13 protein-coding genes are annotated in these 13,696 nt (G+C 67.8%); 6 read left to right on the plus strand and 7 right to left on the minus strand.

Going from position 1 to position 13,696, the window contains the following annotated elements:
- Positions 1–99: 99 nt before the first annotated feature.
- Positions 100–534, minus strand: a complete 435-nt coding sequence (locus BM172_RS04660; protein ID WP_035323828.1) for a hypothetical protein — start codon at positions 532–534, stop codon at positions 100–102.
- A 128-nt stretch (positions 535–662) separates the two neighbouring features.
- On the opposite strand from BM172_RS04660, the gene BM172_RS04665 reads away from it, so the two are divergent.
- The gene (locus tag BM172_RS04665) at positions 663–2,351 is read left to right on the plus strand and encodes an AMP-binding protein (protein ID WP_026636486.1); all 1,689 of its coding nucleotides are present in this window, start codon (positions 663–665) and stop codon (positions 2,349–2,351) included.
- 98 nt (positions 2,352–2,449) lie between these two features.
- Here the strand turns inward: BM172_RS04665 and BM172_RS04670 are convergent, their stop codons facing one another.
- On the minus strand, positions 2,450–2,818 hold the full coding sequence (locus BM172_RS04670) for a PilZ domain-containing protein (RefSeq protein ID WP_026636485.1): 369 nt from the start codon (positions 2,816–2,818) through the stop codon (positions 2,450–2,452).
- 933 nt (positions 2,819–3,751) lie between these two features.
- Here BM172_RS04670 and BM172_RS04675 point away from each other — a divergent pair.
- Genes BM172_RS04675 through arsC form a run of 4 tightly spaced genes read left to right on the plus strand, consistent with a single transcriptional unit; the run spans position 3,752 to position 7,520 of the window.
- Positions 3,752–4,654, plus strand: coding sequence for a segregation and condensation protein A (locus BM172_RS04675; RefSeq protein WP_035323827.1), 903 nt, complete (start codon positions 3,752–3,754; stop codon positions 4,652–4,654).
- Positions 4,655–4,702: 48 nt separating this feature from the next.
- On the plus strand, positions 4,703–5,668 hold the full coding sequence (gene scpB / locus BM172_RS04680) for an SMC-Scp complex subunit ScpB (protein ID WP_026636483.1): 966 nt from the start codon (positions 4,703–4,705) through the stop codon (positions 5,666–5,668).
- The gene (locus BM172_RS04685) at positions 5,665–7,155 is read left to right on the plus strand and encodes a pseudouridine synthase (RefSeq protein WP_026636482.1); all 1,491 of its coding nucleotides are present in this window, start codon (positions 5,665–5,667) and stop codon (positions 7,153–7,155) included. The genes scpB and BM172_RS04685 overlap by 4 nt, the downstream gene beginning before the upstream one ends.
- 14 nt (positions 7,156–7,169) lie before the next feature.
- Complete coding sequence (arsC, locus tag BM172_RS04690; RefSeq protein ID WP_035323824.1) at positions 7,170–7,520, plus strand: arsenate reductase (glutaredoxin); 351 nt, start codon at positions 7,170–7,172, stop codon at positions 7,518–7,520.
- A 324-nt stretch (positions 7,521–7,844) separates the two neighbouring features.
- Here arsC and BM172_RS04695 read toward each other — a convergent pair whose 3' ends face one another.
- The 3 genes from BM172_RS04695 to BM172_RS04705 form a co-directional block, all read right to left on the minus strand.
- On the minus strand, positions 7,845–8,645 hold the full coding sequence (locus BM172_RS04695) for an amidohydrolase (protein WP_026636481.1): 801 nt from the start codon (positions 8,643–8,645) through the stop codon (positions 7,845–7,847).
- Entirely contained in the window at positions 8,633–9,778 is a 1,146-nt protein-coding gene (locus tag BM172_RS04700; protein ID WP_026636480.1) for a pyridoxal phosphate-dependent aminotransferase, read from the minus strand. The genes BM172_RS04695 and BM172_RS04700 overlap by 13 nt, the downstream gene beginning before the upstream one ends.
- Before the next feature lie 76 nt (positions 9,779–9,854).
- Positions 9,855–10,820 (minus strand): LysR substrate-binding domain-containing protein, encoded by a 966-nt coding sequence (locus BM172_RS04705; protein WP_035323823.1) that lies wholly within the window; start codon positions 10,818–10,820, stop codon positions 9,855–9,857.
- A 120-nt stretch (positions 10,821–10,940) separates the two neighbouring features.
- On the opposite strand from BM172_RS04705, the gene BM172_RS04710 reads away from it, so the two are divergent.
- Positions 10,941–11,525 (plus strand): FMN-dependent NADH-azoreductase, encoded by a 585-nt coding sequence (locus BM172_RS04710; protein ID WP_026636478.1) that lies wholly within the window; start codon positions 10,941–10,943, stop codon positions 11,523–11,525.
- 112 nt (positions 11,526–11,637) lie between these two features.
- Here the strand turns inward: BM172_RS04710 and BM172_RS22875 are convergent, their stop codons facing one another.
- Both BM172_RS22875 and BM172_RS04720 read right to left on the minus strand, forming a co-directional pair.
- On the minus strand, positions 11,638–11,760 hold the full coding sequence (locus BM172_RS22875; protein WP_269320414.1) for a hypothetical protein: 123 nt from the start codon (positions 11,758–11,760) through the stop codon (positions 11,638–11,640).
- Positions 11,761–11,970: 210 nt separating this feature from the next.
- The gene (locus tag BM172_RS04720; protein ID WP_026636476.1) at positions 11,971–13,635 is read right to left on the minus strand and encodes an amidohydrolase; all 1,665 of its coding nucleotides are present in this window, start codon (positions 13,633–13,635) and stop codon (positions 11,971–11,973) included.
- Positions 13,636–13,696 lie beyond the last annotated feature (61 nt).

Consider the following 13,696-nt stretch of genomic DNA (forward strand, 5'->3'; position numbering starts at 1 on the left):
GCAGCCGGATGAGGGGACGGGCGGAGCGCAACGCATCACTCCGCCCGTACCCTCACCCCAACCCCTCTCCCGACGGGAGAGGGGCTCAGCGTCGCAGCACTACAACTGCTGCTCCCAGCTCGCGGTAAAGCAGCGCCACTCGCGCCCTTCCCTGCGCCACCCCGTCTCCACCTTGAACACACCCAGCTCCGCTGGGAACAGCTTGCCGCCGCTGCCCAGGGTGACGGTGAAGCGCGCGATATAGCGTTCGCCGCGCGGCTCCACCTCGATCGGACCGAGCACCGCATGCACGGTCTCGCCGCGGAACCGGGCCAGGCGCAGCAGGTTGCCCAGGTCCTTGGTGGCCATGGCGCCGCCGTTGCCGTCGAAATCCTCGGTCAGCACGCCGGTCAATCCGCCGGCATCCACCTCGGCCGCCGCCGTGCGCGCCACCTCGATCGCGGCGCGGATGCGCTGCTCGTCGGGCGTGCGGCGGCAACCGGCGAGGCACAGCGCCAGCGCACCAAAAACCAGCAGAAAAAGCACCTTGCGCATCGTTCTGGAAACCCTCGAAAGCCCGCTGCGACGCGGCTTGCCGCTGTACGCGGGCGTATGCTCCAATGCCGCGACACCATGATGCCTCACGTGCGCGCGGGCATTCGATACAGGAGCAGGGAATAAACATGAGCAACGAGCGTCCGTGGCTGGCCCACTACCCGGAAGGCGTACCCGCGCAGATCGACCTCCATGCCTACGCCTCCGTCGCCGCGGTACTGGAAGAGGCCTTCGCGAAGTTCCGCGACCGCCCCGCCTTCCACAGTTTCGGCAAGGAACTGAGCTACGGACAGATCGATGAGCTGAGCCGCCAGTTCGCCGGCTATCTCACGGGTGTGCTGAAGCTGGGCAAGGGCGACCGCATCGCGATCATGATGCCCAACGTGCTGCAGTATCCGATCGCGCTGTTCGGCGCGCTGCGCGCCGGCCTGGTGGTGGTCAACACCAACCCGATGTACACCGCGCGCGAACTCAAGCACCAGCTGGAAGACGCCGGCGCCAAGGCCATCGTGGTGCTGGACAACTTCGCCGCCACCCTGCAGCAGGTGGTGGCCGAGACGGAAGTCGAGCACATCGTCACCACCGGCATCGGCGACCTGCTCGGCCTCAAGGGCACGCTGATCAACTTCGTGCTCAAGCACATCAAGAAGATGGTGCCGGACTACCGGCTGCCGCACGCGGTGCGCTTCCGCGACGCGCTGGCGCAGGGCGCCGCGCATCCGGTGCCGAAGGTGGACCTGGGCCACGACGACCTGGCCTTCCTGCAATACACCGGCGGCACCACCGGCGTGGCCAAGGGCGCCATGCTGTCGCACGGCAACATGGTGGCGAACATGCTGCAGGCCGGCGCCTGGATCGGCACCAATGCCAAGCCCGGCGAAGAGGTGATCATCACCGCGCTGCCGCTGTACCACATCTTCTCGCTCACCGCGAACGGCCTGGTGTTCACGCGCCTGGGCGGCCTGAACTGGCTGATCACCAATCCGCGCGACATGCCCGGCTTCGTCAAGGAGCTGAAGAAATCGCGCTTCACCGCACTCACCGGCGTCAACACGCTGTTCAACGGCCTGCTCAATACGCCCGGCTTCGCCGAAGTGGATTTCTCGCGCCTGCACCTGAGCCTGGGCGGCGGCATGGCCGTGCAGCGCGCCGTGGCCGAACGCTGGAAGAAAGTCACCGGCGTGACCCTGGCCGAGGCCTACGGCCTGACCGAGACCTCGCCCGCGGCCTGCATCAATCCGTTGGACCTGAAGGACTACAACAGCTCGATCGGCCTGCCGATTCCCTCCACCGATGTGGCGATCTGGTCCGAGGACAGCCAGCCGCTACCGATCGGCGAAGTGGGCGAACTGATGGTGAAGGGTCCGCAGGTGATGCAGGGCTACTGGAAACGCCCCGACGAGACCGCCAAGGTGCTCGGCGCGGACGGCTGGCTGCATACCGGCGACATCGCGCGCATGGACGCCAACGGCTATGTCTACATCGTCGACCGCAAGAAGGACATGATCCTGGTGTCCGGCTTCAATGTGTATCCGAACGAGGTCGAGGACATCGTGATGACCCACCCGGGCGTGGCCGAAGTGGCCGCGGTCGGCGTGCCGGACGAGCATTCCGGCGAGGTGGTGAAGCTGTTCGTGGTGCGCAAGGACCCGAACCTGACGGTGGAGGCGCTCAAGGAGTTCTGCCGCGAGAACCTCACCGGCTACAAGCGCCCCAAGCTGATCGAATTCCGCGATGCGCTGCCCAAGAGCAACGTCGGCAAGATTCTCCGCCGCGAGCTGCGCGACGAGAAAAAGGCCGCCTCGCCGGCGGCCTGAAGTCGGCGAGGAGCCTGTCCTCCCCAGGGAGTTCGGACAGGCTCCTGGCTTTCCCCGCCCGCGCTGCGCGGGCTGTTGCAAGCGGTCGACGCGACGAATCAATCGTCGTGCCAGGTCTCCAGGATGTCGGCGTAGCCGCCCAGCAGGTTCCACAGCGGGACCTGCTTGTCCTCCGGTATGCGCGTGTACGCGAAACCGATGTGCCGGTCGGAGATGCGCGCCACCTGGGCTTCCAGGTGGATGTGCAGGTCGTGACCGAAGATCATGTCCAGCATCCAGCTCTGCCCCACTTCCCCCTGCCATCCCAGCGGGCGGCGCAGCAGCGCGCCCGTCGCCGAGATGTCCACCAGTTCCGTCGGCTGTGACTGGCTGCCGCGGCTCATCAGTACGGTCGTCTCGATGCGCATCCGCGCGGGGCGCAGCTGCTCCGGACCATCGTTAAGGTGCTTGCCGCCGGCTTTGGTCATGCCTTTCCCTCCCGTCCCCGCTGCTGCGCAGCGTCTGTCCAACTTATTCGCGGCGGGCGCTAGCGCCCGTGAAGCGATCTGGTCCCGCCCGATCCCCACCGCGCGTGCGAATGTCTTCCTGCACGCACCAAGCTACCCGTACCGAAATGCAGATTGATCCGATCCTGCGCCGGTCCATGGCGTCCCCTTGGGACTGGAGGCAAATACGTCCAACCGCCCCTGCCCCTGGCGTTAAGCAAGCGTCGTGCCACTTCGTAAAATTCTGCCCCCATGTTGCCGGGAGCGCCCAGCCGGGCCTGTGATGCGCTCGTATTTGCTGCAGGCCAGGGCCTGCAGCATGCCGGCCTGACCTCCCAGCGCCCGGGGCAGACGTACCGGGTCACATGCTGCCCATTTCGCCGATCGCAGGCAGGCGACGCGTAAACGTGTTCATGGCGACATGGGTGATCGAACGCCCGGCAGGCTGGCTGCGGCGCATTCTGCCGATGCTCCCGTGCGCTTGGTAGGCCGTACGCACACTGGACTTGGCCGCATGCAGCCGTTAACCTTGATCGCACATGAGTCACAGGGTGCGCCTGCCGATCGAGCCAGACGCCGCCGGAGCACCCGCCCGACACTCAGCCGACCTCCTGTTCACGCCGTGGCGCAGTGCATCGCGCGATCGGGCTTGGCTGTGGATCGCCTCCCGGCCCGGCACGCAGGAATCGCTCACGGCCAGCCTGACCGATGCCGCCGCAGGCGCGGTTTCGTCATGAAGCGCCGCGACGGACGCCAGCCGCCCGTAGTGATCGAGAAGGAGTTTCACGGGTGCCGCGCCGGATGGCCGCTACCTGCGAGCGGGGGAAGCCTTCAGCGAATGCCGGTGGAATCGAACGGTTCCGAACGTGTTGAACGCACTGCAAGCCGTCATGGGCGGCCCAACGACATGTATTGATGAGCACTGAGCCAGTCGAGCCTCAGCCGGTGACAGCACCGCAGGACGCTTTCGCGTCGGTACCGCAACAGCAGGAAATGCCGCTGGCCATCGTGCGCGGCGAACCCGTGCTGCAGATGCCGCAGGACCTGTACATCCCGCCGGATGCGCTGGAAGTCATCCTGGAGGCGTTCGAAGGCCCGCTGGACCTGCTGCTGTACCTGATCCGCCGGCAGAACCTGGACATCCTGGACATCCCGATCGCCGAGATCACCCGGCAGTATCTGGAATACATCGACATGATGCGGGACATGCGGCTGGAACTGGCCGCCGAGTACCTGCTGATGGCCGCGATCCTGGCCGAGATCAAGTCGCGGCTGCTGCTGCCGCGGCCGCCGGTGGAAGAAGGCGTCGAGGAAGATCCACGTGCCGAGCTGGTGCGCAGGCTGCAGGAATACGAGCGCTTCAAGCGCGCGGCGGAGGATATCGACGCCCTGCCCCGCGTGGAGCGCGACACGGTGGTGGTGCACGCCGACAGCGGCGAGCGCACCGTGATCAAGCTGCCGCCGCCGCTGGAACTGAAGGAACTGCTGCTGGCGCTGAAGGACGTGCTGCACCGCGCCGAACTGTTCGGGCATCACGCCATCCGACGCGAGGCGCTGAGCGTGCGCCAGCGCATGGGCGAGCTGCTCGGCAGGCTCGGCGACGCCAGCTTTCACCGCTTCGAGACATTGTTCGACCCGACCGAAGGCCGTCTCGGCGTGGTGGTCACCTTCCTGGCCATGCTGGAGCTGGCCAAGGAAATGCTGGTGGAAATCGTGCAGGAGGAGCCGCTGGCTCCGATCTATGTGAAGGCGAAGGTCACCCAGGCCGAGGAATCGATCGAAGCCGAAGCGCCCGCGCAGGCGTCGGCCGCCGATTGACCCCAAGGCCATCCGAGCCCCCATCCAAGCCCCTCAACCGATCAGGCCATGCAGATCGAGCAACTGAAGAACATCATCGAGGCAGCCCTGCTCGCCGCCACCCAGCCGCTCACCGTGCAGCAGCTGGGCGACCTCTTCGGCGAGGAGGACGAGGTCGACCGCGAGCAGCTGTCGCGGGCGCTGGAAGCGCTGGCCGAGGATTGCGCCGGCCGCGGCGTGCAGCTGCGCGAGGTCGCCTCCGGCTTCCGCTACCAGGTGCGCCAGGAGGTCCATCCGTGGATCTCGCGCATGTGGACGGAAAAACCCAGCCGCTACTCGCGCGCCCTGCTGGAAACGCTGGCCCTCATTGCTTACCGCCAGCCGATCACGCGCCCGGAGATCGAGCAGATCCGCGGCGTGGTGGTGTCCTCCAACATCATCAAGACGATGGAGGAGCGCGAGTGGATCCGCGTGGTGGGCTATCGCGACGTGCCGGGCAAGCCTGCCCTGTTCGGCACCACGCGTGCGTTCCTGGACTATTTCAACCTCAAGTCGCTGGACGAGCTGCCGCCGTTGTCCGAGATTCGCGACATGGAAGACCCGCAGCTGCGCTTCATCGAGGACCTGCCGGCGCGCGTGGTGCGCGACCTGCCGATCGATCCGGATGCCGATCCGGATGCCGAGGCCGAAGAACCGGCCGGCGAGGCGACTGAGAACGAAGCAGGCCGGCACGAAGAAGGCGCCCACGAAGAAAACCAGCACGAAGACGGCACCGATGGCCGCACCGAAGGCGAGGAGGAGTTCCACGTCGCCGGCGAGCAGCCCGAAGCCGAACCGGCAAGCGTCACGGAGCCAGCGGCTCCCGCCGCCCCGGTCGAAGAACACCACGAAGCCGCTGCGATCGAAACCGCGTCTTCCGACACCGGCGAGGAAACCCCCGCCGAACCATCCACCCTCACTGCCGACGAGGCAGCGAACGAAGCGGACGCCGGTAACGGCGACGCCACGAAAGACACCGAGGAGTACCGCGCATGAATGCGCCGCAGAAATCCCTTTTGACCCTCAAGCGCGACACGCGCACCACCGACGCGCCCGCCCTGGAAGAACGCCTGCACAAGGTGCTGGCCAATGCGGGCCTGGGCTCGCGCCGCATGCTCGAGCAGCGCATCCAGGCCGGCGAAGTCGAAGTCAACGGCAGCGCGGCCGGCATCGGCGCCAGCGTGCATGCCGGCGATCGCGTGGTGCTGGACGGCAAGCAGTTCGTCGTCGCCACCGACAATCGCGACGAGACCGAAGTGCTGGTCTATCACAAGCCCGAAGGCGTGGTGACCACGCGCGAAGACCCCGAAGGCCGTCCCACCGTGTTCGAACAGCTGCCGCGCCTGAAGGGCGCGCGCTGGGTCGCCGTGGGCCGCCTGGACATCAACACCACCGGCCTGCTCCTGCTCACCACCGACGGCGAGCTGGCCAACGCGTTGATGCATCCGCGCAGCGCCCTGGAACGCGAGTACCTGTGCCGCGTGCATGGCGAGGTGCCGGACGAAATCATCGAGAAGCTCAAGTCGGGCGTGGAGCTGGAAGACGGCCCCGCGCGCTTCGACGAGATCGGCGTGATCAGCCGCGGCGGCAGCCACAGCTGGTTCCGCGTGGTGATCCGCGAAGGCCGCAACCGCGAAGTGCGCCGCCTGTGGGATTCGCAGGGTTTCCTGGTCAGCCGCCTCAAGCGCATTCGCTACGGCAGCGTGCAGCTGCCGCGCGCGCTGCGCCGCGGCGATTGCGAAACGCTGGGCGAGGAAGCCGTGAAGGAACTGCGCCAGGTCAGCGGCCTCGGCGCGCCGCAGCCGGTGCTGACGCTCAGCCCCGTGCTGCACCAGCGCCGCGCCACCCGCAACGTCACCGAGTACCGCCCCGAGCGCGGCGCCGGCGGCGCCTGGAGCGGCGCCTATGCCGACGAAGCGCGCGAGCTGCGCGCCTTCGACCGCATCCGCGAAGAACCCGCGCGCGGCAAGCAGCAGCAGCGCCGCCGCCCGGGCAAGGAAGTGAACGGCAACGTCGCCCGCCCCGAGCGCGGGCCGAATGCGAACGCCGGCCGCCGCAAAGGCGGCGGCAAGCGCGGCGTCGCGCCGGGCCAGGAACTGCCCTCGGTGCGCACCTGGTTCGCCGGCGAGAGCCGCGAAGGCGGTGGCGGCAGCGGTGGTGGCCAGGGCCAGGGTTACGGCGGCGGCAATCGTCGCAGCGGCAGCGGTGGCGGCAAGCGCGGTCCGGGCGGCCAGGCCCAGGGCGGCGGCAATCCCTACGGCGGCTTCGGCGGTGGCGGTGGCGGCGGCAATCGCGGCTATGGCGGCGGCCAGGGCGCTCAGGGCAACAAGGGCGGCCGTCCGCAGGCACGCAGCGGCGGCGGCAACCGTCCGGGCGGCCAGGGCGGCAATCGCCCGACCCAGGGCGGCGGCAATCGCCACGGCGGCGGTGGCGCTCGTCCGCACGGCGGCGGCCGCGGCGGTCCGCGCGGCGGCAACCGCTGAGGATCGCTCCGGCGATGAACGCGGTCCGCATCTACCACAACAGCCGCTGCTCCAAGTCGCGCGCGACGCTGGCGCTGCTGCAGGAGCGCGGCTGCCAGTGCGAGGTGATCAATTACCTCGACACGCCGCCCAGCGTGGAGGAGCTGGTCCAGTTGCTGGACCAGCTCGGCATGACGGCGCGCGAACTGATCCGCACGGGCGAGGCGGAATACACCGAGCTGGGCCTGGACAATCCTGCGCTGAGCGAGCATGACCTGATTGCAGCGATGTCGCAGTACCCGCGGCTGATCGAGCGGCCGATCGTGGTCGCCAACGGCAAGGCGAAGCTCGGGCGTCCGCCGGAGTCGGTGCTGGGTATCCTCTGACACGCACGGCGTAGGTTGGGGTGAGCGCAGCGAACCCCAACGTGACGCTGGCGGTGCGAGGTCTGTTGGGGTTCGCTGCGCTCAGCCCAACCTACGAAAAGGCCGCCTTTCGGCGGCTTTTTTGGGCACAGGTCGCAAACCCTCTCCGTCATTCCGGCGCAGGCCGGAATCCAGTTTCGATATCGTCTGCTTGTCGCGATAGCGTGGCCGGCAACCGGCTGGGCCATCAGGGCGACAATCGAGCGTTACCGTTACTGGATTCCGGCCTGCGCCGGAATGACGAGCAAAAAGCGGGCTACGGCATCTTGAGGAACGAAGCCGCTCTCACGGCTGCAGCGAAAACTCATCCGCATCCATCCACGCCGGAAAGCGCTCGCGATGCGCCAGCAGCGGCGCCGGATCCAGCGTCACCGTCGCCACCTGCTCCTGCGGGCCCAGCTCGATCAGCGGCTCGCCGACGGCATCGAGCACTGCACTGTCGCCCGCGTACGGCAAGTCGTTGCCGTCCACGCCGACGCGATTGAGCCCGATCACATAGCTGAGGTTCTCGATCGCACGCGCGCGCAGCAGCGTGCGCCATGGCTGGCGGCGCGGCGCGGGCCAGTTGGCGACGAACACGGCCAGGTCGTAGTCCATGCCGCCCGCCGCCGCTTCCGCGCGACGGTTGCGCAGCCACACCGGAAAGCGCAGGTCGTAGCAGACCTGCGGCAGGATGCGCCAACCCTTCAGCTCCACGACCAGCCGCTCGCGGCCGCCGCCGTAGCGGGTGTGCTCGCCGGCCATGCGGAACAGATGGCGCTTGTCGTACTGCGCGAAGCTGCCGTCCGGGCGCACCCACAGCAGGCGGTTGTAGACCGTGTTGCCTTCGCGGATGGCCAGGCTGCCACACAGGGTGGCGCCAACTTCCTGCGCCAGCGCGCGCAGCCATGCCACGCCCTCGCCGTCCATGGTCTCGGCGCTGGCGCGGGTGTCGTTGCTGAAGCCGGAGAGAAACGTCTCCGGCAGCACGATCAGGTCGCTCTTCCCCGCCACGCCGCGCACCAGCGCGCCGTAGTAGTCGCGGTTGGCCGGCGCGTCGTGCCAGCGCGTGGCGCCCTGCACCAGGCTGACGGTCAGAGCTTGCATAGGCGCTCCGCCGCAGCGTCCATGGTGGCATCGCTCTTGGCGAAGCACAGGCGGACCAGACGCGTATCCGGCGCGGTCTCGTAGAACGGCGCCAGCGGGATCGCCGCCACGCCGCCCTGCTTCACCAGCCATTCGCAGAAGGTCACGTCGGGTTCGTCGCGGATCGCCGAATAATCGACCAGCTGGAAGTAACCGCCCGGCACGTCCAGCAGCTTGAAGCGCGACGGCGCGATCAGCGCGCGGAAACGATCGCGCTTGGCCTGGTAGAACGCCGGCAGTTCCAGGTAATGCTCCGGCGTGCTCGCCATGAATTCGGCGAACGCCACCTGCGCCGGATGGAAGGTGCAGAAGGTGAGGTACTGGTGCACCTTGCGGAACTCCGCCGACAGCGCCGCCGGCGCCACCGCGTAGCCGAGCTTCCAGCCGGTGCAGTGATAGGTCTTGCCGAACGAGGACACCACGATGCTGCGCGCGGCCAGCTCAGCGTGGCGCAGCACGCTCTGGTGCAGCGCGCCGTCGAACACGATGTGCTCGTACACCTCGTCGGACAGCACCACGATCTCGGTGTCGCGCACGATCGCGGCCAGCTGGTCCAGGTCGGCCGCGGACAGCACCGCGCCGGAAGGATTGTGCGGGCTGTTGATCAGGATCATCCGCGTGCGCGGCGTGACGGCGTCGCGCACGCGCTGCCAGTCGACGCCGAAGCTGGGCACGGTGAGCGGGATGTGCACCGCCTTCGCGCCCTGCAGCTCGATCACCGGCTCGTAGCTGTCGTAGGCCGGGTCGAACACGATCACTTCGTCGCCGGCGCGCACCACCGCGGCAATCGCCGCGAACAGCGCCTCGGTGGCGCCGGAGGTGACGGTGACCTCGCCGGCGGCGTCGATGCGGCGCCCATACATGCGCTCGGTCTTCAGCGCGATCTGTTCGCGCAGGGTCGGCAGGCCGATGCCGGGCGCGTACTGATTGCGCCCTTCGGCCATCGCGCGGGCGATCGCCTCGCGCAATGCCTGCGGCGGTTCGAAATCGGGAAAGCCCTGCCCCAGGTTCACTGCCTGGTGCTCGACGGCGAGCTGGCTCATCACGCTGAAGATGGTGGTGCCCACCTTCGGAAGCTTGGTGTCGATATGCATCGATGCTCTAAGGGTTTGGAAGGCCAAACGGGATGCTAGCACGCGCGCGCTTGCCGGCTTTCCGGCGGGGCCGCCTTCAGACTTCCGGGCATGGCCGCTTGCGGCACTGCTCGTGCTTCTGCAGCGTGGCCTGCGGCAGGCGCTCGGCCAGGAAATCGACGAAGGCGCGCACGCCCGGCAGCAGGCCGCGGCGGCTCGGATAGACGAAGTGCATGGTGCCCTCGGGCACGCTCCAATCCGGCAGCAATACTTCCAGGTCGCCATTGGTGATGGCCGGCGCGCAGACGAATTCCGGCAGCAGCGTGACGCCGATGCCGCGGCGGGCGGATTCGAGCAGCACGGAGAAATCGCCGCAGATCAGTCGTGGCTGGATGTCCACCACCACGCGCTCGTTGTCCGCGCCAAGCAGTTCCCAGCTGTGCGCGCCCTCGTGCTCGTTCATGGCCAGCGCGGGAATCGTCGACAGATCCGACGGCAGCTTCGGGCGCCCCGTCTGCTCCATCAGCTTCGGGCTGGCCACGATCAGCACGCGCGACTGGCCGAAGGTGCGCATCACCAGGGTGGCGTCCGTATCCAGCTTGGCGCGCACGCGGATCGCCAGGTCCACGCCTTCGCCGATCAGGTCGACGCGGCGGTTGGTGGCCTGCAGGCGCACCTGCACCTTGGGGTACTGCGCCAAAAAGTCCGGCAGCACGTGGGCGACGATGGTCTGCGCCAGCGAATTGGGGCAGCTCACCCGCACCACGCCGCGCGGCTCGGTGCGCAGCTCGTCCACGGCGTCCTGGGCGGCGCGCGCTTCTTCCAGCACGGCGCGGCAATGCGAATAGAAGCGCTCGCCCACCTCGGTCACCACGAAGCGCCGCGTGGTCCGCTGCAGCAGGCGCACGCCGAGGCGGTCCTCCAGCTGCGCGATGCGCTTGCTCAGGCGGGACTTGGGAATCCCCAGGGCCCGTCCGGCGGCCGAGAAACCGCCGTGCTCCACCACCGCGGCAAAGAAATAGAGGTCGTTGAGGTCCTGCAGGGCGCCGTCGAGTACGCTCATCGTCGTTTCCAATATGAAACAATTAGTTCGTCATCACCCGTCTTATCGGGAGATTGTTCCAAGAATATCGTTATTCCCGTCGCCGGCATACCGACCGGCCCCCGAACGAGGCATAGCGCCATGAAACTCCTGCATATCGATTCCAGCGCCCTGGGCAGCCACTCGGTCTCCCGCGGCCTGACCGCCGCCATCGTAGCCGAGCTGGTCCGCGAACAGCCGGGCGTCGAAGTGAGCTATCGCGACCTGGCCGCCAAGCCGCTGCCGCACTGGAGCCCGGTGGCCGACGCCGCCGATCCGGCCGCCGTGCTCAGCAGCGAGGTGCTGGAAGAGTTCCTGGCCGCCGACGTGATCGTGATCGGCGCCCCGATGTACAACTTCTCGGTGCCCAGCGCCCTGAAGGCCTGGATCGACCGCGTGGCGGTCGCCGGCAAGACCTTCCAGTACACCGCCAACGGTCCGGAGGGCCTGGCCAAGGGCAAGCGCGTGATCATCGCCTCCAGCCGCGGCGGCTTCTACGGCCAGGGCAGCGCCGCCCAGTCGTTCGACTTCCAGGAGCCCTACCTGCGCGCGGTGCTGGGCTTCCTCGGCATCACCGAGGTGGAATTCGTCCGCGCCGAAGGCGTGAACGTCAGCGCGGACCACAAGACCGAGGCGCTGAAGACGGCGCAGGCGAGCATCGGCGTGGTGGCTCGCAAGGCCGCTTGAGTTCCGCTGACCCCAGCACCTCCATCGAAGGTTCCGAGACTCAGCAATCTGGAGCCGCCGGATGTAAAAAGGCCCCGTGCCGAACGGCACGGGGCCTGCGCAAGCCAGATGGTCACCCGCCCTGGCCGGGCTTGACTGCCTCGAAAATGGTATTGCAGTTACCCACGATGCCGCTGGACGGCTCGTATAGGTTCCAGGCTCTTGCCACAAAGCCGAGGTCTTCCAGCTTGCGCATCATCTCGGTCCCGAAAATCGTCCAGACGGGGACTCCCTCGCCTGGACGAACCGGGTCTCCGTGATACAGCTTCTCCGCCAGATACCTGATCTCCCCGTTCTCCCATACCGCCCTGCCTGCGCGCGCGGCTGGGCCACGCACCATTCGTCGGGATATCGACCAAGGCCTACGCAGCATCCCATGGATGCTGCGCCGTTCCGTCTCGCGGCATCAGTTTTTTCCGGCCTCGTACACGGCCTTGCCGTCCACCCAGGTGCTGAGCGGCTTCAGGTCCGCGATCTGGCGCGGCGGGATGGTCAGCGGGTCGGCGTTGAGCACCACGAAATCGGCGCGCATGCCTTCCTTCAGCATGCCCACCTCGCGTTCCATGAAAGCCGCGTAGGCCGCGGTGCGGGTGAAGCCCGCCAGTGCCTGGATGCGGCTGACCTTCTGGTCCGGCAGCCAGCCGCCCGGCGGCTGGCCCTTCAGATCCTGCCGCGTGATCGCCGCATAGATGCCCAGCATCGGGTTGGGACTTTCCACCGGGAAATCCGAACCGAAGGCCAGCGGCACCTGCTCGTGCAGGAAGCGCTGCCAGGCATAGGCGCCCTTCAGGCGCTCCACGCCCAGGCGCTGCGCCGCCCACGGCATGTCGGAGGTGGCGTGGGTCGGCTGCATCGAGGCGATCAGGTGCAGCCGGGCAAAGCGCGGGATGTCCTCCAGCGCCAGGATCTGCGCATGCTCGACACGCCAACGGTGATCGCCCTGCGCGTCCTTGCCCAGCGCTGCCTGGTAGGTATCCAGCACCATGCGATTGCCGCGGTCGCCGATCGCATGCGTGGCCACCTGCACGCCGCACTTGTGCGCCTTGTCCACCGCGACGCGGTAATCCTCAGGCGAGGTGACGAAGATGCCGCGGTTGCCGTGGTCGTCGTTGTAGTCCTGCAGCAGGGCCGCGCCGCGGCTGCCCAGCGCGCCATCCATGTACAGCTTCACCGTATGCATGCGCAGGCGGCCGCTGGCATCGCTCCACTGGCCGCCCTGCATGCACAGCCATTCCAGCGCGGCATGGTTGCCGTCGGCCATTTCATACAGGCGCAGCGGGATATCGCCTTCCTTGACCATCTGCTGCAGCACGCGGAAATCGTCCAGGCTGACACCGGCGTCGTGCACGCCGGTGAGGCCCTGCGCGACCAGTTCCTTGAAGGCGCGGCGATACATCTCGCGCGTCTGCGCCGGGGTCCGCGGCGGCACCGCACTGCCCACCAGCGGCTGCGCACCGTCGATCAGCACGCCGGTGGCGCGCGTGCCGACGCGCACGATGCGGCCACCGTCCGGCTGCCAGTCGCCGTCGAGCGACTTGCTCGCCTTCTTCATCGCGGCGGTATTGGCCCAGGAAGCATGGCCGTCGATGCGCTCGAGGAAGACCGGGCGATCCGGAAAAGCCTGATCGAGATCGGCCGCGCTCGGAAATTGCTTATCCGGCCACAGGTTCTGGTCCCAGCCGCGGCCCATCAACCAGGCGTCCTTGGGCAGCTTCGCCGCGAAATCCTTCAGGCGCTGCACGATCTCGGCCTTGGAATGCGCACCGACCAGGTCGGCCTGCCCGCGGATCATGCCCAGTCCCAGCACGTGTCCATGGGCATCGATCAGGCCGGGGATCACCGTCGCGCCGTGGGCATCCACCGACTCGGTGCCGGCGAACTTCTGCTGCAGATCGGCGGTATCGCCTACTGCCAGCAGGCGGCCTTCGCTGTCCCAGGCCAGTGCCGTGGCTTCCGGTCTGGACGGATCGAGCGTATGCACGCGGGCGTTGACGAGCAGCGTGGCGGCCTGCAGGGGTGCGATGGCGAACGCCAGCAGCACGGCGGCGGCGAGACGGCGGGACAGGTGCATGGGCGCGTCCTGGGGAGGGAATCGCGCCACTTTGCCCGCGGCCGGGCAGGAATGACAAGAA

The organism is Dyella marensis (assembly GCF_900112865.1).
Lineage (GTDB): Bacteria > Pseudomonadota > Gammaproteobacteria > Xanthomonadales > Rhodanobacteraceae > Dyella_D > Dyella_D marensis_A.

Excerpts from the sequence above, each read along its gene's own strand:
- BM172_RS04660 (WP_035323828.1), bottom strand. The coding sequence starts at position 534 with ATGCGCAAGGTGCTTTTTCTGCTGGTTTTTGGTGCGCTGGCGCTGTGC.
- BM172_RS04665 (WP_026636486.1), top strand. The coding sequence starts at position 663 with ATGAGCAACGAGCGTCCGTGGCTGGCCCACTACCCGGAAGGCGTACCC.
- BM172_RS04670 (WP_026636485.1), bottom strand. The coding sequence starts at position 2,818 with ATGACCAAAGCCGGCGGCAAGCACCTTAACGATGGTCCGGAGCAGCTG.
- BM172_RS04675 (WP_035323827.1), top strand. The coding sequence starts at position 3,752 with ATGAGCACTGAGCCAGTCGAGCCTCAGCCGGTGACAGCACCGCAGGAC.
- scpB (WP_026636483.1), top strand. The coding sequence starts at position 4,703 with ATGCAGATCGAGCAACTGAAGAACATCATCGAGGCAGCCCTGCTCGCC.
- BM172_RS04685 (WP_026636482.1), top strand. The coding sequence starts at position 5,665 with ATGAATGCGCCGCAGAAATCCCTTTTGACCCTCAAGCGCGACACGCGC.
- arsC (WP_035323824.1), top strand. The coding sequence starts at position 7,170 with ATGAACGCGGTCCGCATCTACCACAACAGCCGCTGCTCCAAGTCGCGC.
- BM172_RS04695 (WP_026636481.1), bottom strand. The coding sequence starts at position 8,645 with ATGCAAGCTCTGACCGTCAGCCTGGTGCAGGGCGCCACGCGCTGGCAC.
- BM172_RS04700 (WP_026636480.1), bottom strand. The coding sequence starts at position 9,778 with ATGCATATCGACACCAAGCTTCCGAAGGTGGGCACCACCATCTTCAGC.
- BM172_RS04705 (WP_035323823.1), bottom strand. The coding sequence starts at position 10,820 with ATGAGCGTACTCGACGGCGCCCTGCAGGACCTCAACGACCTCTATTTC.
- BM172_RS04710 (WP_026636478.1), top strand. The coding sequence starts at position 10,941 with ATGAAACTCCTGCATATCGATTCCAGCGCCCTGGGCAGCCACTCGGTC.
- BM172_RS22875 (WP_269320414.1), bottom strand. The coding sequence starts at position 11,760 with ATGCGCAAGCTGGAAGACCTCGGCTTTGTGGCAAGAGCCTGGAACCTA.
- BM172_RS04720 (WP_026636476.1), bottom strand. The coding sequence starts at position 13,635 with ATGCACCTGTCCCGCCGTCTCGCCGCCGCCGTGCTGCTGGCGTTCGCC.